19 protein-coding genes and 1 riboswitch are annotated in these 23,513 nt (G+C 47.7%); of the genes, 1 reads left to right on the forward strand and 18 read right to left on the reverse strand.

Annotation, left to right across the window (positions count from 1 at the left end):
- Positions 1 to 5: 5 nt before the first annotated feature.
- The 3 genes from dapA to NSB28_RS07965 form a co-directional block, all read right to left on the reverse strand.
- Positions 6 to 896, reverse strand: a complete 891-nt coding sequence (gene dapA, locus NSB28_RS07955; RefSeq protein WP_109626395.1) for a 4-hydroxy-tetrahydrodipicolinate synthase — start codon at positions 894 to 896, stop codon at positions 6 to 8.
- 70 nt (positions 897 to 966) lie between these two features.
- Positions 967 to 1,145: riboswitch (Lysine riboswitch) on the reverse strand.
- 213 nt (positions 1,146 to 1,358) lie between these two features.
- Positions 1,359 to 1,859: a cob(I)yrinic acid a,c-diamide adenosyltransferase gene (locus NSB28_RS07960; protein ID WP_109626396.1), complete on the reverse strand. Its 501-nt coding sequence runs from the start codon at positions 1,857 to 1,859 to the stop codon at positions 1,359 to 1,361.
- Positions 1,860 to 1,958: 99 nt separating this feature from the next.
- A complete protein-coding gene (locus NSB28_RS07965) occupies positions 1,959 to 2,585 on the reverse strand; it encodes a single-stranded DNA-binding protein (RefSeq protein WP_109626397.1) in 627 nt (208 codons plus the stop codon).
- A gap of 250 nt (positions 2,586 to 2,835) precedes the next feature.
- Between NSB28_RS07965 and typA the strand changes: the two genes are divergently transcribed.
- On the forward strand, positions 2,836 to 4,656 hold the full coding sequence (gene typA / locus NSB28_RS07970; RefSeq protein ID WP_109626398.1) for a translational GTPase TypA: 1,821 nt from the start codon (positions 2,836 to 2,838) through the stop codon (positions 4,654 to 4,656).
- A 74-nt stretch (positions 4,657 to 4,730) separates the two neighbouring features.
- Here typA and NSB28_RS07975 read toward each other — a convergent pair whose 3' ends face one another.
- The 15 genes from NSB28_RS07975 to NSB28_RS08045 form a co-directional block, all read right to left on the reverse strand.
- Complete coding sequence (locus NSB28_RS07975) at positions 4,731 to 6,554, reverse strand: DUF885 domain-containing protein (protein ID WP_109626399.1); 1,824 nt, start codon at positions 6,552 to 6,554, stop codon at positions 4,731 to 4,733.
- A gap of 8 nt (positions 6,555 to 6,562) precedes the next feature.
- Entirely contained in the window at positions 6,563 to 7,870 is a 1,308-nt protein-coding gene (locus tag NSB28_RS07980) for an amidohydrolase (protein WP_109626400.1), read from the reverse strand.
- Positions 7,871 to 7,895: 25 nt separating this feature from the next.
- On the reverse strand, positions 7,896 to 8,855 hold the full coding sequence (locus tag NSB28_RS07985; protein ID WP_109626401.1) for an ABC transporter permease: 960 nt from the start codon (positions 8,853 to 8,855) through the stop codon (positions 7,896 to 7,898).
- Entirely contained in the window at positions 8,855 to 10,024 is a 1,170-nt protein-coding gene (locus NSB28_RS07990) for an ABC transporter permease (protein ID WP_109626402.1), read from the reverse strand. The genes NSB28_RS07985 and NSB28_RS07990 overlap by 1 nt, the downstream gene beginning before the upstream one ends.
- Before the next feature lie 4 nt (positions 10,025 to 10,028).
- Positions 10,029 to 11,558 carry an ABC transporter ATP-binding protein gene (locus tag NSB28_RS07995; RefSeq protein ID WP_109626403.1) on the reverse strand — a complete coding sequence of 510 codons (1,530 nt, stop codon included), beginning with the start codon at positions 11,556 to 11,558 and terminating at the stop codon, positions 10,029 to 10,031.
- A gap of 124 nt (positions 11,559 to 11,682) precedes the next feature.
- Positions 11,683 to 12,891, reverse strand: a complete 1,209-nt coding sequence (locus NSB28_RS08000) for a BMP family lipoprotein (RefSeq protein ID WP_109626404.1) — start codon at positions 12,889 to 12,891, stop codon at positions 11,683 to 11,685.
- A 107-nt stretch (positions 12,892 to 12,998) separates the two neighbouring features.
- Positions 12,999 to 14,087: an S-methyl-5-thioribose-1-phosphate isomerase gene (gene mtnA, locus NSB28_RS08005; RefSeq protein WP_109626405.1), complete on the reverse strand. Its 1,089-nt coding sequence runs from the start codon at positions 14,085 to 14,087 to the stop codon at positions 12,999 to 13,001.
- 34 nt (positions 14,088 to 14,121) lie between these two features.
- Entirely contained in the window at positions 14,122 to 15,048 is a 927-nt protein-coding gene (locus tag NSB28_RS08010; RefSeq protein ID WP_109626406.1) for an MDR/zinc-dependent alcohol dehydrogenase-like family protein, read from the reverse strand.
- 1 nt (position 15,049) lies between these two features.
- Entirely contained in the window at positions 15,050 to 15,904 is an 855-nt protein-coding gene (locus tag NSB28_RS08015) for a purine-nucleoside phosphorylase (RefSeq protein ID WP_109626407.1), read from the reverse strand.
- A 138-nt stretch (positions 15,905 to 16,042) separates the two neighbouring features.
- Complete coding sequence (gene spoIIR, locus NSB28_RS08020) at positions 16,043 to 16,735, reverse strand: stage II sporulation protein R (RefSeq protein ID WP_109626408.1); 693 nt, start codon at positions 16,733 to 16,735, stop codon at positions 16,043 to 16,045.
- Between the two features lie 129 nt (positions 16,736 to 16,864).
- Positions 16,865 to 18,568 carry a GerAB/ArcD/ProY family transporter gene (locus NSB28_RS08025; RefSeq protein ID WP_109626409.1) on the reverse strand — a complete coding sequence of 568 codons (1,704 nt, stop codon included), beginning with the start codon at positions 18,566 to 18,568 and terminating at the stop codon, positions 16,865 to 16,867.
- 4 nt (positions 18,569 to 18,572) lie between these two features.
- Complete coding sequence (locus tag NSB28_RS08030; RefSeq protein WP_109626410.1) at positions 18,573 to 20,087, reverse strand: spore germination protein; 1,515 nt, start codon at positions 20,085 to 20,087, stop codon at positions 18,573 to 18,575.
- Positions 20,088 to 20,294: 207 nt separating this feature from the next.
- Complete coding sequence (locus NSB28_RS08035; RefSeq protein ID WP_109626411.1) at positions 20,295 to 20,966, reverse strand: GntR family transcriptional regulator; 672 nt, start codon at positions 20,964 to 20,966, stop codon at positions 20,295 to 20,297.
- On the reverse strand, positions 20,956 to 21,843 hold the full coding sequence (ispE, locus tag NSB28_RS08040; protein WP_109626412.1) for a 4-(cytidine 5'-diphospho)-2-C-methyl-D-erythritol kinase: 888 nt from the start codon (positions 21,841 to 21,843) through the stop codon (positions 20,956 to 20,958). The genes NSB28_RS08035 and ispE overlap by 11 nt, the downstream gene beginning before the upstream one ends.
- Before the next feature lie 71 nt (positions 21,844 to 21,914).
- Positions 21,915 to 23,483, reverse strand: coding sequence for a DUF3794 and LysM peptidoglycan-binding domain-containing protein (locus tag NSB28_RS08045; RefSeq protein ID WP_109626413.1), 1,569 nt, complete (start codon positions 23,481 to 23,483; stop codon positions 21,915 to 21,917).
- Between the last annotated feature and the right edge of the window lie 30 nt (positions 23,484 to 23,513).

Below are 23,513 nucleotides of genomic sequence, written 5' to 3' on the forward strand. Positions count from 1 at the left end.
CCTTTTTAAGCAAGTGTCAGTCCAAAATCCACCATCGCCTTTGCCAGCTTCCCGGCATTCTCTTCTTCCATCTCAGTAAGCGGCGCTCTCAGCGGCCCTACTTCTTTGCCCATCAGATTCATGGCCTTTTTAACTGGTATAGGATTTACCTCGCAGAACAGTGCATTCACAAGAGGAAGCGCTTTTAACTGAAGGTCGCAGCTCTCTTTGATCTTTCCTTCCAGAAACAGCTCTACTATGTCATGAGTCTGCTGAGGCGCAATATTGGACAGCACAGAGATAACTCCAACTCCGCCAAGTGACAGAAGGGGTACGATCTGGTCGTCATTTCCTGAGTACAGGTCGATGCTTCCCTCCGCCAGCTGCATCAGCTTTGCGATCTGTGAGATATTTCCTGACGCCTCTTTGATACCCACGATATTTTCTACATTTTTAGCCAGATATGCCGCTGTCTCAGGCTGTATATTACATCCTGTACGGCTGGGTACATTATAGAGGATGATCGGCAGCGTAACTGCATTTGCAATACTGGTATAATGAGCGATCAGGCCTTTCTGGGTGGCTTTATTATAATATGGAGTCACCAGGAGCAGACCGTCCGCTCCCATCTTCTCTGCCTCTTTTGACAGATAGATTGCTGTCTCTGTGCAATTAGAGCCTGTACCTGCGATGACAGGTATCCTCTTTGCCACTTTGTCAACTGTATACCTGATTGTTTCAAGATGTTCTTCATGTGTCAGTGTAGACGATTCTCCTGTAGTTCCGCAGATAATAATGGCATCTGTGGAGCCTGCAATCTGCTCTTCAAGAATCTCGCCTAACTTTTCAAAGTTCACTTCTCCGTTGTCCTTCATCGGTGTAACAATTGCCACGCCAGCTCCTTTAAAAATTGCCATAGCTTTTTCCTCCTTAAAAATAGGGGTCAGACTAAATGAGTCTGCCCCCAAAGATTCTCTTTTACAATACTCTTCAGATAGCGCCCCACCGAATCTCCGGTGACAGTCATACGGCTCTTAACCTTATGCCCAAGGCCAGAACTTTCAGGTGTTCTTTCCTTTCGGCGCTCTCCCCTTTCTGACGGCCATCAGCTGTGCCTGAACACATCCAGCCGCATACTCATAAATTGCGCAACCTCTACTAAAAGACTATTTAATTTACATACCATAACTATAGCATTATTGAAATTACTTGTCAACGTATGTTTACTCTATTTACTGTTCACTCCGTGACCAGTAACACGCTCCGCGATGCACAGAAACGGCAAAGAACGCCGTTCCGCGCTGCAAAACTCGGGATTTTCGTGCAAAATACGCACGAAAACACCTCGCGGGATGGTGGCGTGTGAACAGTAACTTATTCTATTCTTCCACGCTTTTATACACAGTTGAAAGCTTTGTGACTACATCCACATAATCCCAAAGCTCACGTCCGTCATCAATACCTGTCAGGATAAGCTCCATATCCCGGTTCCTTGCCATCAGCAGGTTCTTAAGTTCATCCGGAGTGGCAATATCATACTGCAGAAGACCAAGCACCTCATCCAGGATGAGCACATCGCACTCTTCTGTCACCATGACCTTTTTAGCAAAATTAAGCCCGTTTCTGATATTCTGGACCTCTTCTTTTCTGAGTTCCTCCGGAAGCTCCTCAAAGGGTATCTCCGACTTTTCAAAGCGGAATAATTTTATTTCTGGTTCGAGCCTTTGTATAAAATTAATATCTTCTGTATAACTTCCTTTTAAAAACTGAATGATAATTACGGATTGTCCCTGACTGGCTGCACGAATTCCCTGGCCCAGCGCTGCAGTTGTCTTTCCTTTTCCTTCACCGCAAAATATATGTACGGGTTTCTTATCCATAATGCACCTCTCTATTAATCAGAAAACTTATCTATCAGTTTATACATATTACTACAAACGCCCGAACATTGCAATAGTTAGTTACATTTACAGCTGCCATCACTGCTCATATTCCAGCTTGCTCACTGAAACCTCATAAGCTATACGCTTCTCAGTATCATCTCCCTCCAGCTTTTTCACATACTCCCTGCTCTGTATGCGGCCCCATACCTGGACATGGCCTCCCACCTCGAAGCCTGATGTAAATCTGGCATTTCTTCCCCAGCATATGCATGGTATATAATCAGATTTGCCGTAGGGCCTGTTAACTGCAACCAGCATATCCGCTATCTCCCTGCCAAGAGGTGTCTTGCGGTAGACAGGCATCTTACATATGTAACCGTCAAGATAGATTTGATTGCTCTTCATTTTGTCAGTCTCTTCTTCCACGAAGCTGACCTCCCTGGCAAATACGGACAGCACCAGCCTGTTCTTCTTTTCCTCATGTCTGTTATAGGAGCGGAACTGCCCCTGGATCTGTATGTACTCTCCCTGATAATCCTGTGTCACATCAATCAAGCGTTCTGAAATCATAACCGGGATCCTGTCTGCAGAATCGCTGAGCCTTTTGACCAGCACATCCATCATGTAGAAACCCTCTCCAAAGACCTCGTGACTGAACGTGAAGCCTGAAATAATTTCTCCCATTATTGATACCTGATTGTTTTCGATAATCTTATCCGCCATGAATAAATGTTCTCCCTTCTTCTTAACGAAGCACTCTTTTCGTATTTTGTATATAAATATATCTATGCGCATGTCCCGAACCTTAGAACCAAAAATTTAATTTATTTTTAGATTTTTTTTGAATATCGCCAAGAACCCCTTGTAATCTTTAAAATTTATGGTAAACTGTAGAAGTTAATTCCCCGAAAATACGCGGGAAAGACCGTAAAACCTGTATTTTAGCAAAGGAAGAAAGAAGGAAATTTATTTTATGAAAAGACAAGATATCCGTAACATTGCCATCATCGCCCATGTTGACCACGGTAAGACAACACTCGTGGATGAACTGTTAAAACAGAGCGGTGTATTCCGTGCAAATCAGGAAGTGGCAGAACGTGTTATGGACTCCAACGACATCGAGCGTGAGCGAGGTATCACGATCCTGTCGAAGAATACAGCTGTTACCTATAAAGATACTAAAATCAATATCATCGATACACCTGGTCATGCTGACTTCGGCGGCGAGGTGGAACGTGTACTGAAAATGGTAAACGGTGTCGTACTGGTAGTGGATGCATTTGAAGGCGCTATGCCCCAGACTAAATTCGTACTCAGAAAGGCTCTTGAGCTGGATCTGCCTGTCATAGTCTGTATCAACAAGATCGACCGTCCTGAAGCCCGCCCTGATGAAGTGATCGATGAGATCTTAGAGCTCTTCATGGATCTGGACGCATCTGATGAGCAGCTGGACTGCCCGTTTGTCTATGCTTCTGCAAAAGCCGGATATGCAATGAAGGATTTAAATGATGAACCTAAGGATATGGTTCCCCTCTTTGAGACGATCATGGACTACATCCCGGCTCCTGAGGGTGATCCTGAAGGTTCTACACAGATGCTCATCAGCACTATCGACTATAATGAATATGTGGGAAGGATCGGTGTTGGTAAAGTAGACCGCGGAACCATCCGTGTTAACCAGGATGTGATGCTTGTCAACCACCACGAGCCTGACAAACAAAAAAGAGTTAAAATAAGCAAGCTCTATGAGTTTGACGGATTAAATAAGATAGAAGTACAGGAGGCAACAATCGGATCCATCGTGGCAATCTCAGGAATCGCTGACCTCCATATCGGTGATACCCTGTGTTCCCCCGAGGATGTGGATGCCATCCCGTTCCAGAAGATCTCTGAACCGACTATCGCTATGCATTTCATTGTTAACGACAGCCCGCTGGCCGGCAAAGAAGGAAAATACGTGACAAGCCGCCATCTGCGTGACCGCCTCTTCAGAGAGCTGAACACGGATGTCAGCCTCAGGGTTGAAGAAACAGACACAACAGAATCATTTAAAGTTTCAGGCCGCGGTGAACTCCATCTCTCTGTCCTCATAGAGAATATGCGCCGTGAAGGTTACGAATTTGCAGTGAGCAAGGCAGAGGTCCTCTACAAGCATGACGAGCGCGGCCATCTGCTTGAGCCTATGGAAGTGGTGTACATCGACGTCCCTGAAGAATTTTCAGGTAATGTCATCCAGAAGCTGAGCCTCAGAAAGGGCGAACTGCAGGGCATGAGCATCGCAGGCGGCGGCTACACAAGGCTGGAGTTCTCCATCCCCTCACGCGGGCTCATCGGTTACAGAGGAGAGTTTTTAACTGATACAAAGGGAAATGGTATCATGAATGCCACTTATGACGGATATGGCCCGTACAAGGGAGACATCCAGTACCGCAAGCAGGGCTCCCTGATTGCATTTGAGAGTGGAGAAGCTGTTGCATACGGCCTGTTCAATGCACAGGACAGAGGAACCCTCTTCATTTCACCAGGTGAAAAGGTATATGCAGGTATGGTCATTGGCCAGAGCGGAAAGCCTGAAGATATCGAATTAAATGTATGTAAGATGAAGCACCTGACAAACACACGTGCATCAGGCTCTGATGACGCCCTGAAGCTGAGTCCTCCAAGGATCTTAAGCCTGGAGCAGGCGCTTGAATTTATCGATACAGATGAGCTTCTGGAGATCACTCCTGAAAGCCTGCGTATCCGCAAGAAAATCCTGGATCCCACACTGCGTAAGCGGGCAGCCAGAAAATAGCAGGATGCCTCACAGGAATATATAAAAATACCAGACAGAAAAGCGGCGGCGCCGTAAATCCTGTCTGGTATTTTTTATCTGTCTGAGCAGGCTTTCTGCTCAGAGACCCATTTTTTGAAATCTTCTCTGATGACCGTAAACGGAGCATTCCCCTCATCAAGCATAAATGTATGGAAATCTCTGAGGCTGAACTTCTTTCCAAGTGTCTCTTCCGCCTCATCCCGCATATCCGTGATTTCCAGGTAGCCCAGGTAATAAGGCAGCATTCCTGCCGGGTTGTTTATAACATAGTCATAGTAATATTCTGCTAAAAAGGCGCTGTTCTCCTCATCAAACAGCTCATGGAGCTTGTTATATACCTCTTCCCTGCTCCAGCCCTCATAATTTATGCCTACATCCAGCATGGCGGCTATCCCAAGCCCCTGAAGGCTTATCAGCTTCCTGAGCCTGGCAGCCTCCCCGGACAGACCCGCATAGGAAAGGGAGTATATTTCTGCATAAGTTCCCCATCCTTCAGCATAGCCGTTATTCTCCAGCATCCGCCGTATTGGCCCGTATCCTTTTCCATTATTATTCAAATTATTATAATTTGTCTGATACATATGCCCCGGCACTCCTTCATGGGATACGGTAGTCCAAAAGTCTTCCTGAATATATGCATTGTTCACATAAATAATATTCCGCACGGGGATATCTAACTGAGGCAGCATATAAAAGGCAAGATTCATACTATCCTCCAGCTTTTCAGGCACCTCCCTGAACTCATAAACCAGTTCCCCTATATCAGGCCAGTCCTCTCTGCTCCTCTCCTGCATGAGTTTCAATATTTCATCAGGATCTAATGAATCAAATTCTTCACTGAGGAGTTTACCCGCCGTATCTGAATCAAAAGTATTTAATTCATCAGTAATGTTTTGTAAACTTTCATTTATAATTTCAGAAACTTCATCCATCTCATAGGATGTGGCCACTTTTGAATTCACCAGGTATTCATAGTACTCTTTCCCCTTCTCAAAGTAGCATATGCCTTCATCATTCTTCCCTGTGCCCCTGAGTTTCTCCAGGCCTTCAATCAGCTCCTCATAGGCCGGATAAAAATTCTCATCCACTACTGTTTGCAGGCATTCCACATATTCCTGCTTCTCTTCCTCCGTTATGCATTCGATACTGTCAAGCTGGTCAGGGAAGCATGCAACTAAAATATTTTCTGCCTCCCTGTCTGCAAATGTCCTGCAGTCCTCAAGCACCATATCCAGGGCATCATCGCTCATAAACAGCCCTGCCTCTGAACGCCTCTGTTCATACTCGAGAACTGCCCTGAAATATTCATCAAGATCCGCTACAAGTTCCAGATAGTTCCTGGCATCCTCTCTTGACATAATAGTAAATACAGACAGCAAAACCGGCATCTCACTGTGGACGCCCTGAACATAGGAAAGCGGCTCATAATAAAGGCCCAGATCTGCCGCAGCCTCTTCATTCTTGAAATATTCCCAGACTACTCTGTATGTCCTCTGCTGCTCTTCATCCAGAAGGTCAAAATCAAATTCCGACAGTCTGTCTGTCACAGCCGTCACTTCCTCCTGCCATTCATCATCTCTGGCTCCTGCCTCTTTGAACAATGTTTTATCAAATGCATGCCTCTTCAGGTCGATCCCGTATTCAGAAGGATTCTCAAGCATCAGATGTAAACTATAGTAATCACCGTTTAACAAATCAATAAACAGCTCATCCATGTATTCATCAAAAGCCTGCTGCTCTTCTTCCGGTTCCCTGGCCGCTGTGACAGCAGAAGAGGCCGCAGCAGCCGGCTGCACACCGGCGAAGCTCATGCTTAAAACAAGCCCTCCAGTTAAAAGAAAACATCCCGCCCTTCTCCACAGACTTACTTTTTTCATATAACAGTTCACCCACGCATCCGTCCAATTATCTCATTGGCCTTTCTATAAATTTCCTCAGGTGACGTTCCTATATTAAATTTACCGTCTTCATACAGGATTCTGCCGTTTACCATAGTCATCTTCACATTTTGTTTGCTTCCGCTGTATACAATATTTTTTGAAATGTTATTCAGCGGCTGCATATTAGGCTGGTGAAGATCTATCATGATCATATCTGCATACTTTCCTTCTGTCAGAGTGTCACAGTCCTTCAGATTCATGGCTTTGGCGCCTCCGGCTGTCGCCATATAAAGGACCAGGTCCGCATCCACCACAGATGCATCCTTCTCCCGCAGCTTTGCCAGTCCGGTAGCAAGAAACATTTCCCTGAACATATCAAGGCAGTTATTGCTGGCCGGACCGTCTGTGCCTATGGCGATATTGATCCCCTTCTCTATCATACGTGAGACCGGGGCAATTCCGCTGGCGAGCTTCGTATTGGAGCCGGGGTTCGTGACCACAGACATCCCTCTTTCTTTAAAGATATCCATGTCTTCCTCTGTCACATGGACACAGTGATATCCGCCTCCCCCGTAATTGAACATTCCAAGGCTGTCCAAATAAGCTGTGGGCGTCATATGATTGCGCTCCATACACTGCTCCACCTCGGAGAGACTCTCGGAATTATGTGTATACACAGGGGCTTTATATTTCTCTGCAAGGGCGGCCATTCCCTCCAGAAGATTCCTGGAAGTGGTGTATTCTGCATGGAACCCCAGCTCGAAGCTGATCAGTTCATTCTCACTATTATACTGCCTGTACCACCGGTCAATATCCTCCAGGGACTGTGAAAAATCGTTCAGCCCTCCCGTCATCACCGTCCTAAATCCACAGTCTGCAGATGCCTGCGCGATAGTTGAGGGAGTGAGATACATATCAAAATTCGCCGTTATCCCGCTTGTCAGATACTCCAGGATAGCCAGCTTAGAGAGATGGTAGATATCCCCTGCCGTCAGCTTCGCCTCCATGGGAAAAACCTGTTTATTCAGCCAGTCCAGCAGCGGCATGTCATCCGCATAGGAACGCAGGAATGTCATGGCAGAATGGGTATGGGCATTTTTAAAACCCGGCATCAGCACATTTCCTTCTGCATCGATCTCCCTGTCCCACTTCTTTTCCTGTTTCTGCCCTTCCGGCATTGCCGGGCAGCAGCCGGCAGGCCTTGACGGCCCGGCATATGATATCCTGTTTCCCTCTACCCAGACTTCGCCCGTTTCCATCCGGCACCCGTCTGCCATTGTCAGTATCCTTGCATTGTAAAATCTTATATTCATATCATTCTCCTTTAGGCTTCCGGCTCTAACGTTTCCCCTTATCGTATATCTCCCCAAGAGCACGCGGAGATTTATTATGCTTTGAGAAGAAGATCAGTAAAAGCAGCGTGAGCACATACGGCAGTATCATTACAAGGTCTGAATAGCTGCTGGGCATCTTCAGCATCTTGACGATCTCATAACCGCCAGATTTTGCGAAACCAAAGAGCAGGCATGCCCCAAGCGTGGGAAGGATCGTCCAGTTTCCGAAAATAAGAGCGGCAATGGACAGATAGCCGTAGCCCACGTAAATGTTTCCTGAAAAATTCGCAGAGATAGAATATGCGAAGCTGATACCCGCTATCCCTGAAAGCGCGCCTGATACCATGACAGCAATAAAGCGCACTCTTGATACATCTATTCCGGCGGCATCAACTGCATGGGGATTGTCCCCGCAGGCACGCAGATGCAGGCCAAAACGTGTCTTATAAAGCACATACCAGGCAATAAATGCAACAACCACAATAATGATCTCAAAAGGATAAATATTTGTAAATACCGCCCCAAGCACAGGAATCTGTGACAGCCCCGGCACTGTGATCCTGTTGGATACACCAAGCACGAACTTATCAGAAGGACTTCCAAATACGGCGCTGTTTATCTGTTTCGTCAGAAAAGCCGTCAGGGCTGTGGCCAGTATGTTGATCACGACGCCGCTGATCACCTGGTTCGCCTTAAATTTAATACAGAGCAGGGCATGGAGCAGAGAGTACAATGCCCCTCCAAGTACCGCAAACAGTATCGCCAGATAAAAGGGTATCTGGGAACCGCCTGAAAACCAGGACGCAGTGAGCACAGCCACAAGAGCGCCCGTAAACGCCCCAAATCCCTGTAAGCCCTCCAGCGCCAGGTTAGTGATCCCGCTCTTCTCACTGTAAATGCCTCCAATCGCCATGATAAAAAGAGGCAGCGCGAATGATAAACCATCTATAATTATATTATCCATTATTCAGCCCCCTTTCCGGAATCTGCCCTGTCATTTGTCTTTTCTTTCTCCTGCAGGATCTTCTCTTCCTCAAGAGAACTCTTGGCTCTCTTCACTTTATATGCAATATATGCGCTGCAGGCTGAAAACAGCAGGATCAGGCCTGTTATTACAGATGCAATCTCCGCCTCCACACCTGCGGCAGAGCTCATATAAGTACTTCCCTTGCTGATGATCGTGATCAGGAAGGATGAGAATATGATCCCTATGGGATTGCTGTTTCCCAGCAGTGATACTGCTATGGCGTCAAATCCCGTACTTGGGAGCACCTTTGGCTGGATAGATCCAAAATATCCCAGATAGTATGTGACGCCGGCAAGTCCTGCAAGAGCGCCTGATATCACCATAGTCAGGACCATGTTCCTGCCTACGCTGATCCCCGCATATCTGGCTGCCGTGATGCTGGAACCTACCGTCTTGATCTCATATCCCAGCTTCGTCTTATTAAAAAGGAATCTGATAATAAAGGCAGCTATGACTGCTAAAATGATTCCCAGAGGTATATCCATCTTCAGATCCCCCACCTGTGTCTCCATAAGCGTCAGCCTGGCAGCCTTGCTTACAGGGTTAGACTGCCTGGACACCGGATTTACATAGAAGGTATTGATACAGAAGCTGATGACATACTGGGCTATATAATTGATCATGATCGTAGAAACTACTTCGTTTATATTAAATTTAAACTTCAGCCATCCTACAAGTCCGCCAACAAGAGCACCTGTCACTATTCCAAGCAGCAGAACAAGCGGCTTTGCAATTCCTGATGAAAGTCCGCTGTAGCCGATGACGACAGTGGTGACAAAGCCGGCACAGAGCATCTGCCCTGATATACCGATATTGAACAGCCCGCCTTTGAGCGCCACCGCTACTGCAAGAGAAGCAAAAAGCATGGGTGTCAGCGCATTCAGGAAACTGGTGAAATCAGTCAGCATATTCTTGCCGCCCGCATAGGAGGCCTTCGGCCACAGTCCGGACCCCTGAAGAAGGTTCATATAAGCCGACAGCGGATTCTTTCCAAGCAGCCCCAAAACTACAGCGCCTGCCACAAGGCTGACCAGAATTGCAAAGATGGGGATGGTCATGCTCTGTCTTTTTTCATTTCCCAGCAGTTTTACAATTAATTTCTTCATGTCATCACCCCTTTACACCCATCATAAATTCTCCGACCTCATTTGTCGTCAGTTCAGACGCCGGCGCTATCTTCTTCAGCTCTCCATTATAAATGACGCCTATAGTATCGGCACAGTTCATTATCTCATCCAGCTCCAGCGATATGAGCAGGATAGCCCTGCCCTTGTCCCTCTCACCAATGATCTGCCTGTGGATATTCTCTATGGCTCCTATATCCAGTCCTCTTGTTGGCTGTACAAATATCATGAGCGGTGACGACAGCTCTATCTCCCGGGCGATAATAGCCTTCTGCTGGTTACCTCCGCTCATAGAACGGACCATAGTCTTATTCCCCTGGCCGCTTCTCACATCATAGTCTGCTATTAATTTTTCTGCATATCTGGTAAATTCCGCCTGCCTCAGGATTCCCCTGTGGCAGAACGGCTCTTTGTAGTAATTCTTCAGAGCCAGGTTATCCTCCAGTGTAAAGTCCATCACAAGTCCGTAGCTCTGCCGGTCCTCCGGAATATAGGAGATCCCCTCCATTGTCCTTTTTCGGATGGAATAGTGTGTGATCTCTTTTCCGTTTAATTTTATGGAACCTGAACTTGCCTTGAGCAGACCTGCGATCGCATCCGCGATCTCCACCTGCCCGTTGCCCGATACACCGGCGATTGCAAAGATCTCGCCTCCTCTTATGGAGAAAGAGACATTTTTAACTACTTCAAAGTTATCGCTGTTGCGCACGGAGAGATTTTCAACCTCCAGTATCTTTTCCTTAAATTGGGGCGCACTTTTCTCTGTCTCAAAGGACACCTCCCGCCCTACCATAAGGTTAGCCATCTGCTTCGTACTTGTAGACGCCACATCCAGCACATCTATCAGCCGTCCCCTGTTTAGGATGGCACATCTGTCTGCCACCTGCTTGATCTCTTCCAGCTTATGGGTGATCAGTATGATAGTCTTCCCATTTTTCCTCAGTCCCTTTATGATATCCAGAAGGAATTCTATCTCCTGCGGGGTCAGCACCGCCGTGGGCTCGTCAAATATAAGTATTTCCGCTTCCCTGTACAGCATTTTCAGGATCTCTACTCTCTGCTGGGTGGAGACATTGATATCCTCGATCACTTTTTCCGGATCCACCTCCAGCCCGTATTTTTTAGAAAGCTGTGCGATCTCCTTGTTGGCCGACTTCAGATCTACATAGGGAAACAGGCCCAGAGCTTTCTTTTTCGGCTCCATGCCCATTATAATATTTTCCGCGATCGTGTAATTAGATACGAGTTTAAAATGCTGATGCACCATTCCGATATTCAGCTTTGACGCATAGCTTGGTGAAGAGATGCGCTCCTTCTTTCCCCGGATATAGATCTCCCCCTCATCCGGTTCATACATACCGAACAGCATGCTCATGAGCGTAGATTTTCCTGCTCCATTCTCCCCTAAGAGGGCAAATATCTCGCCTTTTTTAATCTGCAGGGTCACATCATCATTCGCAACTATTCCAGGGAAGCGCTTCGTGATGTGCTTCATCTCCACAATATATTCTGACATGGCTTTCCTCCTTTTATCTGCTTTCCTTTAAATCTTTCCTCTGTATGCACAGCCTCTGCAGACGCAGGAAAAACTTAAAAAGGGGGTTGTTGCTTACACAACAACCCCCTGCCTTATCTCTGACTTACTCAAGTCCCGGGAAGCTGTCCGGAGTAGATTCGCTGAAGTTGGATGCCGGAACGATCGTTCCGTCTTTCACCAGCTCATAAGCTTCATCAAGCTTAGAGATTGTATCAGCTGACAACTGGTTCCTTCCTTCTGCCTTTACATATCCTGTTGAATCTGTATCAGCCTTAAGCAGTTCATTTCCGCCTTTGAATGTACCTGCTGCGATTGCTTCTAACTGTTTCTCCACATTTGTGCTCATGACCTTCAGACCTGATGTAAGGATGATATTGCTGTCACCATTTGCACCATCATCATACTGGTCAACATCACATCCGATAACTTTTACATCTTTAGCTTCTTTTGCTGCTGTGAACACACCGTTTCCTGAAGCGCCTGCTGCCACAAAGATAATATCGCAGCCTTCCTGGATCAGTGCATTGCCGACAACTTTTCCTGTAGCTTCATCAGCAAAGCTTCCGATATAGTTTCCTCCAACATCCGCATTTGTAACATCTGTTCCTGCGTAAGAAGGAAGCTCTATCATTTCAACGCCTGTATCATATTTCTTGTTTGCATAATTAACGCCTGATTCAAATCCATACTGGTAGTTTACGTTTGACGGATAAGCGATACCGTTAACAACTGCCACTTTCTTGGACTGTGATTCTAAAGCTGCCGCCATTCCTGCGAAGAAACCGCTCTCCTGCTCAGCAAATGTCATGGCATAGATATTATCTACTTCCACTTCATTTCCTTCAGCATCAGCCGGATTGCTGTCTACAAGAATGAAATCCACATCAGGATTGTCCTGGGCAATTGTTGCAATGCCTGCAAACTGGAATCCGCAGCAGACAATAACATCGTAATCTGCAACGATATCTGCAACTGCCTGGATAGCTGCTGCCACGTCGCCTGTCGGCTCTTTAACAGGTGTTACCTTAGAATCTGAATGGTTCTCAATAAACGCCAGGATACCATTGTAGTTGTCCTGGTTAAAGGATCCGTCATCTACGCCTGAAGGACTGCTCACGATAGCAATGTTAAGTGCGTCACCTTTGCCGGCCGCTTCTTTTGTCTTGGCAGCTTCTGTCTCTTCCTTTGCTGCTGTCTCAGCCTCTGTCTGGGCATTCGTAGATTTTTCAGTATCCCCGCCTGCACTTCCGCAGCCGGCAATCATTGCTGAAACCATTGCTGTACATAAGACTACAGATAACAATTTTTTCATACTTTTTCTACCTCCTGAGATATTCTGCCGGTATTCCGCAAAACGGTCGGATAACGGCATTTATAAATTATAGTGACTTAAATAATTTTAACACTTTCCAAAATTCTTTACAATCTATTTTCTCTCTTTTTTCGAAATATTTCCTGGAAACTCTCGTTAAATGGAGCCCTGCAGATACCATATTCTGTCACAATCCCCGCTATCAGACTATGGTCTGTCACATCGAACGCAGGATTATAGCATTTTACTTCTTTTAATGCCATGGGCTCTGAATAGAATTTCTCTTTGATCTCATTCTCATCACGCAGCTCTATCCTGATATCCTCACCTGTAGCGCAGTCCATATCGATGGTGGAAGTAGGGCCAAGCACATAAAACGGGATTCCATAGTATTTTGCCAGGATGGCCACACCGCTGGTGCCGATCTTGTTAGCCGCATCTCCATTGGCCGCGATCCTGTCGCATCCCACAAAGCAGGCCTGCACCCAGCCGTTCTTCATCACCAGGCTGGCCATATTGTCACAGATAAGGGTCACATCCAGGCCGCCCTTTGCCAGCTCGTAGGAGGTAAGCCTGGCGCCCTGAAGCAGGGGTCTTGTCTCATCAGCAAATACCTTAAACTCCATGCCTCTTTCTTTTCCCAGAAACAAAGGGCCCAGAGCAGTGCCATATCGGGAAGTGGCGAGAGGGCCTGCATTGCAGTGGGTCAGGATTCCGTCCCCATCCTTTATCAGGGACAGGCCGTATTCCGATATAGCCCGGCACATGCGGATGTCCTCTGCCTGTATTTCACATGCCTCCGTTTTAAGCAGGGAGATGATCTCACTTACCGGCTTCTCTTTATTTGCCAGTACCACTCCTTCCATCCTGTTCAGGGCCCAGCTCAGATTCACTGCCGTGGGCCTGGAAGAGTCCAGATACTCCTTGTCCTTTTTAAACTGCATGTAAAATTTTTCAAAGTCATCAGTCTTGGCTGCCGCAGCCAGACAATAGATGCCGTATGCTGCACATATGCCGATCGCGGGCGCTCCCCTGACTTTAAGTTCAAAGATAGCATCATAGATATCCTCTGCACTGCCAAGGGTCAGATATACAGTTCTGTTGGGAAGCTGCGTCTGGTCAAGTATGACCACGCTCCTTTTGTCCTCACTCAGCTTGACATTGTCAATATGTGTAACCTTAGTTAATTCATCCATTCTTTTTTCTCCTCTGATATTCTTCCCCGGATAATCAAAACTTAAACCCTGCCTTGAAGGCTCTGGAATGAAATGCTTTCTCATAATCCTTCAATTCATACAGTTCTATGGGCGGCAGTTTGACAAGGGATTTGTTAAGAAGGTTCAGCGCAGGCTCAAACGGGCCGCATCTGCTCCCTGCAACAGTAATTTCATTTACTACCATGTAGCTCATGTCTATGGAGATTTCCCCGGCATATGTGCTCTTTAATATGATAGTTCCCTGCTTGCGCACCAGGTCTTTCGCCAGAAGAAGGCCTGACGGTGAGCCTGTTGCCTCCACCACATATTCATAAGTGTCATCAGCCTTCACTGCCGTCCTGGCATACGGTGAAAACTGCTGCAGTTTTTCCTCATGTTTGCCGATAACTGTAACATCAGCGCCTGTGAGGGACAGTACCTGCGTTATCATAAAGGCCAGACGGCCGTCGCCTATCACTGCAATATTTTTGGCAGGATCTATATGTATCATGGAAGGAATCTCCAGAGCCGCCGCCAGAGGCTCAGTGAAAATAGCCTGTTCTGCGGGCAGTCCGTCAGGTACCTGATGGATTAGATGGGTAGCAAGTGTCATATATTCCGCAAAACAGCCGTCATGCTTTTCCATTCCGATGACGCGCCTGCTGACGCAGTGTTTTTCACGTCCCGTTCTGCAGTAAAGACAGGTGCCGCAGCCCGCATTGAGCTCTCCGACAACTGTTTTTCCCACCAGGCCGGGGTCAGGTGATTCCTCCACCACACCCACGAACTCATGGCCCATGATTCCTGTAAAGTCAGGCTTGTAGCCTTTAAGTATCTCTTTATCAGTACTGCAGACAGCGCTCATAAGGATACGTATCAGGCTCTCCCCCTCCCGGGGGACAGGAAGAGGCATATCTTCCCGGTAGATGGCCCTCTCCCCGTCAAAATAAAGTGCTTTCATTTTATTCCCCTTTCTTCTCCTTTTCCAGCATTTTTCCGATCCTGATAATGGAGGCCGTTATCAGTTCCTTAAACAGAGGCGCCACCCTGTCTGCAGTCTCCTGCACTTCTTCATGGCTCAGAGGTTCATCTGTCATGCCGCAGCCCAGATTGGAGATGCAGGATATCCCGCAGATCTTCATTCCCATATGATTCGCTGCCACAGCTTCGCAGGCAGTACTCATTCCCACGGCGTCACCGCCCAATATCCTGCACATTTTCACTTCACTTGGAGTCTCGAAGTTAGGCCCTGTCAGCTGCACATATACGCCCTCCTTCAGTGGTATATCCAGTTCCCTGGCAGTGCTCCTTAAAATCTCACGCAGATCTTTATCGTAGATCTCGCTCATATCAGAAAATCTCAGCCCCAGCTCATCTATATTTGGCCCTATCAGCGGAGAGGGCACGAAATTTGAGATCTGGTCTGTTATCATCATGAAATCGCCTGCCGCAAAGTCATAGTTGACGCCGCCTGCTGCGTTTGTCAGGAAGAGCACCCGCGCTCCCATCATCTTCATAAGCCTTGTGGGCAGCACTACGTCCTCCATGGCATAACCTTCATAATAATGGACCCTTCCCTGCATGATAACTACAGGCACCTCACCCACATACCCAAACAGGAAACGCCCCTTATGTCCCGGCACAGTGGACACCGGGAAGCCCTCAATATCGTGATAATCCAGTACGGCTTCTATCTGTATGCTCTCGCCGTAGTCCCCGAGGCCCGAACCCAGTATCAGAGCCACCTCCGGTTTGAAATCTATCCTGCTCTTAAAGCTCTCATAACAACGCAATAATTTCTCATATGCCTGATTCATATACTATCCTCCTGCTTATTTAATTTAGTCTGTATAGCCGCTGAATTATGATCTTACGGTCTGTGCAGTAAATGCACAGACCTGCTGAATAGTTACGATCTTCATCTGTTATCATGATAAAAGGTTTGCAGCAAAAAGTCAATCCATGCCCAGGAAGTTACAGTTCAGAAATCTCCATTTTACCCTGTACTCTTTATCCCTGGTAAAAAGGCTGTCATACTCATCTTCTGTGAGCACATTCTTCAGTTCTTCTTTTTCTTCCTCCGGCACAATGCCGTGTATGGAATCGATAAAGCACAGATTAGGGAAGAGCACGCACCACCAGTTTTTACCTTCGGCCTTTCCGATAGTAATCCTCAGTGCATCGTAATAACCTGCCGGGAACGTACAGTCCCCGTAGGTCTTGACAGGAAAATAACAGTTTGTCATTTCCGCTCTGACCTGGTACCCGCAGCCGCGGGAGCGCACTGCCTCCCCCGCCCTTGATTCTATGATCTCAAGATTCTCCTCTATGGCTTCCTTTACAGCCTCCACTGTATCAGCGCCTTCCAGGATGCCCTTCAGATAATCCACCATCTCGTCTTTGACTTCTAATTTTAACGCCTGGTCTTCTTCACTGTCGCTGTTTGCGATCACGTGGAACCGGATGATCTCTTTTGCTATCCCTTCCTGAACATGGACAGGCTCCGCCGCTCTGCCCATAAGCGATGCCGCCGTCCAGAAGCCCAGGATGGTGAGAACGGTGAGCATCCCTGCTGCCTTTCTTTGATTGTTTATGATCCATGCTCTGACTCTGTCCAGAGCTCTGTCTCTGAATACTCTGATTTTCACTTTATGTAACCTCCTGATATTCTGATCTCTGCCCTGCGTTCAAACAGATTGAACTGAAACGGCAGGCTCCATACTTTTCTATCAGGAGTATTGACAGCCCCGCCGTATTTATGCAGGGCCTGATTACTTTTACTCCGCTTCTTTCTCATCCCCATTTGTCAGGCTGATGCTTTCAGCCAGGGAATAGCCGTCCTCTGTCCTTACCAGTCTCGGGACACTGATCTCATCCTCCTTGTTATGGAGGAAATTCAGCAGGTCTCCCAAAGTGACCTCCCCTTCTTTTCCCTTCTTTCTGGCCTGTTTTGATTTTGCCTTTTCTTCCTTAGCCGTCCCGTTTTTATATCTGTCCGCCAGGTAGGACCCAAAGGAGCTGGACTTATAGGTAATGGAATCCAGCGCTGTATCGTCTGCAAAAAAGACAAGCATATTCCTGGCAAATACAGGATCCTGCTCCATATACCGGAGCACTTCCTTGAGTAAGGGCCTGTCTTCAGCATACTTCTCGTCAAAAACAACAGCCTTGACATGGCCGAAGTCTGTATATTTATCTTCTTCCTGCTGCCACCCTTTCAGAACCTCATCCATATTTCCGCCCCGGACAATAAGCATGGAAGGAAATGTCCTGTCCTCCAGCTCTCTCCCGCATCCGCTGGCAAACACGGAACAGAAGGCTCCCATGCACAGCAACAGAGCAGCAGCGGCTGTTCTTTTCTTCAGCTTCCTCCCCTGCCTCACTCTCTCTATCACGCAGAGGAGCAGAGTAAATCCTGCCGTGAGAGGCACCAGGATATAGCAGTTCAATATCCTGAACAGATAAAAAGCTGTATCATATGTCCCGGAAAAATTAAATGCCATAAAAACCAGCAGAGCGCCGGCAGCCATGCAGATGCTCTGGCACCGTCCCCTTCTCTTTTTTGCTTCTTTCTCTTCGGCAGAGAAAAAGCCCTGAGCCAGAAATCCCATATAATATATCTGTGTGGATGCAGCCACAAAAAAACTGAGAAGCAGCAGAGAAAGAAAGATGGCATCCCATCTCTGAAGGAAATCCCCCGGCAGATTCACATTGCTCATGAGGGTGACAGCCGGCCAGGGCAGAGCCCTCAGCCCTTCCTCTCCAAAAGCCCCTATCATTACAACAAAAGCTGCAAATACGCTGCCTGCCACAAGGCCCGTACCGTGCAGGACTGTCCGCTTAAGCCTTTCCTTCTGGCTGCACATGGGGGCTTCATACAGCAGCAGCCCTGCCCCGCCAAAGGCTGTGAACACCAGAAATCCCTGTTTCAGGGTCATAGAGCTTATATCTGCCGTTCCCGGAGCCAGGTATTTAGAATCAATGGAAAAGGCGCCAAAGAGCAGCATGACAAGGAGCGGTATAAGAATCAGCTTATAAAGGACCTCAGCAGTCCTGCCTCTTCCTTCGATCCCCTTGGATGCGCCGTAATATCCGCACAGGAGCATCACTGCCGCAAGCGCCGCCACATTCATTTCAGGAAGCAGGAAGTTCTTTGTCACAGCGGCAAAAAGCCAGCACAGGTATGTCAGGTTTATAAATACATATGCCAGATAGAAGAATCTCAGCAGATAAGCGCAGACATGGCCCAGCCTTGCTTCTACAAACCCTCCGAAATCATTTTCCACGTATTTTGCCAGATACCCCACTGAGAATACATAAAGCATGGACAGTATGAGCCCCCCTATCAGGCTCACCATAAAGTCGCGCCCGGAGCTCACTCCCGCGAAAGCAGGCAGCAGAAGGCTCACCTTGCCTATCAGATCCAGAACGAGCAGCCGGTTAAGCTGTCTCGCCGATATCTTGTGATTATCTGAAAACATAGTCTCACTCCTTCCATCTGAGTTTTGTTCTGTTGTCCCTTCTGGCAAAGACAGGTCGTTTTCTTATCATCCACAGGGGCATCCTGATAATGCTGTCTTTGCCATCCTGCCGCCTGTTCATGTCATTCCCGCTAAATGGCATCAGGTAAGGGATGCCAAAGCTTTTCAGCCCGGAGAGGTGTATCAGCACCAGCATCCAGCCCAGCGCCAGACCCAGTATGCCAAAGACAGAGCACAGCAGGATCATCCCGTACTTTAATAGCCTGAAGGCTTCAGATAATTCTTCACTGGGCACTGAGAAGGATCCCAAGGCTGTGAGCGCCACTATGACCACCACTATGGGACTTACAATATTCGCACTCACGGCTGCCTGTCCTATGATCAGTCCCCCCACTATGCCTATGGTGTTTCCTATGGTGCCGGGCATCCTCACACCCGCCTCCCGGAGCAGCTCAAAGGAAAGCTCCAGCAGCAGGATCTCCAGGACACCGGGAAATGGAACGCCTTCCCTGGCCTTTGCCAAAGATATGATCAGGTTAGTTGGAAGGATCTGAGTCTGAAAATTCGTCACAGCTATATAAAGCCCCGGAAGAGATACTGCCAGAAATGCAGCAATATATCTGATGATCCTGAGAAACGACACGATCCCAAAATGCCTGAAATAGTCATCACTTGTCTGGAACAGGCTGTTATATGTGGCCGGCAGGATGATCGCCTCAGGGGAGTTGTCGCTGAAGAACACCACCCTGCCCTCCAGCACAGCCATGGCCGCCCTGTCCGGCCTTTCTGTCGTCTGGAACTGGGGGAAGGGTGAGTACCATGTGTCTTCTGTCAGCTGTTCTATGACTCCGCTGTCCATAAAGCCATCGATCACAAAAGAATCAAGACGCTCCTGGAATTTTTCCACCATGGAGGGGTATGCCACTCCTTCCATATATACGACTGCAGTCATTGTATGGGAAGCCTCCCCCACCATCTTTTCCTTTACCTTCAGACGTGTATCCCTTATACGTTTCCTGACCAGGGCAGTGTTTACCTTTACTGATTCACTGAAGGCTTCCCGGGAACCGCGCATGGCCTTTTCCGTTTCCGCCTTTGACACTCCCATGGCAGGGTATCCTTTGCTGCTTATCTTCAGAGCCCTGTCAAACCCGTCGATAAAAAATACAGCATTTCCGGCCAGCATAGCGGCCAGGGCCTCATCCATGGTCATCAGATCTTTTGCGTCTGATATGCCAAGGCTGTTCTCTTTTAACTCTCTGTAGATTTCTTCAGGCCGGGAAGCCTGAAGGCTGTTTATCATCTTTCCGATCATAGAATCCTGCAGCATCATATTGCTCACGGCTGTCTCTATATATACGATCAGGCAGTCTATCCCCTCACCCTGCCCCAGCCTCATCTTCCTGAGCAGGATATCATCGCAGCCTTCGCACAGTTTTCCAAGTATCTGTTCGGAGTCCCTCAGGCTGCGGGATATGGCTTTAGGATCCTCTTTCTTATTTTCTGCTTTTTCATTCATTACCAGGCACCTCCTCTTATCCGGCAGAAGCTTTTCGCAGCTGCGCATTCCTGCGCGGAATGTTTTGTCCCACAGGAAGATCTTGTTTGTGGGACAAAAATAAGGATAGGCTTTTGCCTATCCTTTCTTTGTCCTAGCATATGCAGTTTCTGGAATCTTTATTCACTCGGGCTGCGGGCCAAATCCATGCCCGCTTAACTCAGCCATCTATCTTTCTACAAGGCTGTCGATTATGGACTGCTTCTGGTTTTCAATATGTACGCAGATTGCCTGGGCTGCCTTCTCTTTATCTCTCTTTTTAAGCGCCCTTCTGATCGCATCGTGTTCCTCTACCAGAGTTTTGTGCATACTCTTGTCTTTCAGATATTCCATGCGGTAGCGGTACATCTGCTCCCTCAGATTATTTAATATCTGCAGAAGTCTGGCATTGTCTGTGGCATTATAAATAATCTCGTGGAACCTCATATCCGCCTGGACACATGAAGTCAGGTCATCTGTATCCAGCACCTTCTTAAAATCACCTGCTGCCCTTTTTAATTCCTGCAGCTGTTCATCTGTGATATGATCGCATGCGATCTTTGCAGCCAGTTCTTCTAAAGCAGCTCTCACTTCCAGAACATCCTCCAGGTCTTTCACGGTGATCTCCGCAACCTCAGCGCCTTTTCTGGGCACCATCAGGACCAGGCCTTCCAGCTCCAGCTTCCTGATCGCTTCTCTGACAGGAGTGCGGCTCACCCCCAGCCTCTGTGCCAGCTGGATCTCCATAAGCCTTTCTCCCGGCCTGAGTTCACCTTTCAGGATAGCCTGGCGCAGCGTATTAAACACTACATCACGAAGAGGCAGGTATTCGTTCATCTGTATCTGAAATTCATCTTTCATTTGTATTCCCTCCGATATTAAAAATGCTGGTAAGAAAAACCTGTTTTGCCAGTTTCCCTCTCCTCAGTTTCTCATATGCACGTTTTGCAGTCCTCTCATCTTCAAACAATCCAAAAACTGTCGGGCCGCTCCCGCTCATCATGGCCCCCAGGGCCCCATGCTGTACCATAAATTCTTTAATCTCATCAATGACAGGATAAGTGCTGACAGTCACGCTCTCCAGCACATTCCCCATAAGTCTGGCCGCTTCATTTAAATCACCTGCTTTAATAGCCGCTGCCTGGCCGTCGATGTCAGGATGCACCGTCACCTCATCCAGATGAAGGCCTCCATAGACAAATTTTGTGGAGACATGGATGCCCGGCTTGGCGATGAGCACATGGCACTTCGGCATGGGAGGCAGCGGAGTCAGTATTTCCCCGATTCCTTCCGCAAGGACGGTTCCCCTCATAATACAGTACGGGACATCTGCGCCGATCTTCACTCCCCGCTCCATCAGCTGTGCCTTCGTCAGGCCCAGGCCAAACATCCTGTTGACTCCAACCATGACAGCCGCCGCATCAGAACTGCCGCCGGCCATGCCTGCCGCTACAGGTATATATTTTTTCAGTTCAATCGATAATCCTTCCCTGACCTCAAATTCCTCCATAAGGAGTTTTGCCGCTTTGTGCACAAGATTATCCTCATTGCAGGGCAGATAGCTCAGATTAGTCCGCACCTTAATTCCCGCTTCGCTAACAGCCCTTAACCGGATCTGATCATACATGCGTATGGTCTGCATGATCATGCGCACCTCATGATACCCATCCTCTCTTTTCCTCACCACGTCAAGCCCCAGATTGATCTTGGCCATGGCTTTTAAACGTACCTCTCTCATTGCTTACCTCATTTGCACTTTGTATACAGTATTTTGTTTTCCTTCCTATTGTATCACTAAAAATACAAAAGTCAATCTGTAATTTCTACCGTTTTCATTATTATCAGCTTATTGCCTGCCTGCACATCCTCTGACTCCAGATTATTCAGCCTGCATATCCTGTCCGGTGTGGTATAATACTGCTTCGCGATACTCCACAGGCTGTCGCCCGGCTGTACGATATATCCCACGATACCCGGCAGCTCGGCAAGCTTTTTCATATCCAGCTGTGCCTCCTCCATATCCACGATGCAGTCCTCTTTATGCACACGCACAACCAAGGCATTCAGGTTTATTCCCACCTTGACCTCCAGCTCTTCGCTGTCGATCATAGTTGTGGAGAGCTGCTCCAGCTGTGTCTTCAGAGAATACCTGCACGTGCCGTCTATCCCCGGAACCTCTATCACATGAGAAAATGGCACTACACCATGCATCAGCGCAAACGGCAGGGTATCGTCAGAAGTGATATACAGGATATCCGCAAATACCGCACCTTCTACCTTAAGGCCGTTTTCCACAACCTGTGTATCATCGATCTTCACATCTCCCCTGCTATGGCAGATCTGAAGCATCCTTGGCTGGTTATTCTCCATCCTGACCCGCTCACTGCTCCGGCACTTGGCAAAGTTTTTCATTACAAGGCTCTCATACACCTGCTGCATCGTGACCGGCTTCAATTCCTTTGCCGGGGAATAGACATCCTCCAGGATCTCCACCTTATCTTCTTCATAAAGCTTTATGTCCAGATCCAGGACGATCTCCAGGGCAAGTATCCTCTCCTCGCCGTCATAGTCTGGCCTGGGTTCCAGGCTCACAGAGGCCACCGACAGCTCTACGTCATCTACCATGGACGGGCTGCAGCCTGAACAGTCCACAGTCCCTGCAAAAGGCAGCGCTGTCTCCACCCACTGCATAGTGCCGTTCTCATCATCTCCGGCATACAGCACAAATATAAAGAACTCTCCCTTAACATCCAGCTGACCGTCCAAAATGCGGATATCAGTGCCGCGCAGCTGTATGCTCTTCCACAGAACTTCCTGAATGTTAGGCTTATTAGACGCCAGGGTTATCTCATCCTTTATCCTTAGAATATCTTTTTTCTGGACTGTGAGCTGCAGCATATCCAGATTCTTGGAAAGGCTGCTGATCTCCCCGTCCCCATGGATCTCCACAGCTGCTGATACATCATATATCTCCTCCACAGCCGCTGAAAATGTCAGCAGGGCCCTCGTGCTCAGTTTCCTGGAATTGATCAGTGAAACAGACAAGTCTTCTATGTCCCACTTCAGCTGGACATTGTCACCTGTCTCCGCCCCTTCCATGTTGATCTGTTCCTCAAAAGGCAGGCGCTCAGTGAGCCTATGTACCTTCCTCTCTTTGTTGTCAGCCACATACAGGACTTCAACCTCCATGGCGCCAGTAACCATTACCTGGCCGTTTGCCACCTTCATATCTTCGATCTTTACTCCTGCCTCGTCTTGAATGATGCTTCCCACATCGGCCTTGCTGTCAGGAACATTAAAATCTTCTTCCAGCGTTACCTGCATGACAGCCTGGCTCTTCTGACGGTTCATATGGATATTTTTCTTTAATAATTCCATGGTACACCCCTCCCATAATCAGTTAATATT

The sequence above is a fragment of the Murimonas intestini genome (assembly GCF_024622195.1).
GTDB lineage: Bacteria > Bacillota > Clostridia > Lachnospirales > Lachnospiraceae > Murimonas > Murimonas intestini.

Excerpts from the sequence above, each read along its gene's own strand:
- dapA (WP_109626395.1), bottom strand. The coding sequence starts at position 896 with ATGGCAATTTTTAAAGGAGCTGGCGTGGCAATTGTTACACCGATGAAG.
- NSB28_RS07960 (WP_109626396.1), bottom strand. The coding sequence starts at position 1,859 with ATGGATAAGAAACCCGTACATATATTTTGCGGTGAAGGAAAAGGAAAG.
- NSB28_RS07965 (WP_109626397.1), bottom strand. The coding sequence starts at position 2,585 with ATGGCGGATAAGATTATCGAAAACAATCAGGTATCAATAATGGGAGAA.
- typA (WP_109626398.1), top strand. The coding sequence starts at position 2,836 with ATGAAAAGACAAGATATCCGTAACATTGCCATCATCGCCCATGTTGAC.
- NSB28_RS07975 (WP_109626399.1), bottom strand. The coding sequence starts at position 6,554 with ATGAAAAAAGTAAGTCTGTGGAGAAGGGCGGGATGTTTTCTTTTAACT.
- NSB28_RS07980 (WP_109626400.1), bottom strand. The coding sequence starts at position 7,870 with ATGAATATAAGATTTTACAATGCAAGGATACTGACAATGGCAGACGGG.
- NSB28_RS07985 (WP_109626401.1), bottom strand. The coding sequence starts at position 8,855 with ATGGATAATATAATTATAGATGGTTTATCATTCGCGCTGCCTCTTTTT.
- NSB28_RS07990 (WP_109626402.1), bottom strand. The coding sequence starts at position 10,024 with ATGAAGAAATTAATTGTAAAACTGCTGGGAAATGAAAAAAGACAGAGC.
- NSB28_RS07995 (WP_109626403.1), bottom strand. The coding sequence starts at position 11,558 with ATGTCAGAATATATTGTGGAGATGAAGCACATCACGAAGCGCTTCCCT.
- NSB28_RS08000 (WP_109626404.1), bottom strand. The coding sequence starts at position 12,891 with ATGAAAAAATTGTTATCTGTAGTCTTATGTACAGCAATGGTTTCAGCA.
- mtnA (WP_109626405.1), bottom strand. The coding sequence starts at position 14,087 with ATGGATGAATTAACTAAGGTTACACATATTGACAATGTCAAGCTGAGT.
- NSB28_RS08010 (WP_109626406.1), bottom strand. The coding sequence starts at position 15,048 with ATGAAAGCACTTTATTTTGACGGGGAGAGGGCCATCTACCGGGAAGAT.
- NSB28_RS08015 (WP_109626407.1), bottom strand. The coding sequence starts at position 15,904 with ATGAATCAGGCATATGAGAAATTATTGCGTTGTTATGAGAGCTTTAAG.
- NSB28_RS08025 (WP_109626409.1), bottom strand. The coding sequence starts at position 18,568 with ATGTTTTCAGATAATCACAAGATATCGGCGAGACAGCTTAACCGGCTG.
- NSB28_RS08030 (WP_109626410.1), bottom strand. The coding sequence starts at position 20,087 with ATGAATGAAAAAGCAGAAAATAAGAAAGAGGATCCTAAAGCCATATCC.
- NSB28_RS08035 (WP_109626411.1), bottom strand. The coding sequence starts at position 20,966 with ATGAAAGATGAATTTCAGATACAGATGAACGAATACCTGCCTCTTCGT.
- ispE (WP_109626412.1), bottom strand. The coding sequence starts at position 21,843 with ATGAGAGAGGTACGTTTAAAAGCCATGGCCAAGATCAATCTGGGGCTT.
- NSB28_RS08045 (WP_109626413.1), bottom strand. The coding sequence starts at position 23,483 with ATGGAATTATTAAAGAAAAATATCCATATGAACCGTCAGAAGAGCCAG.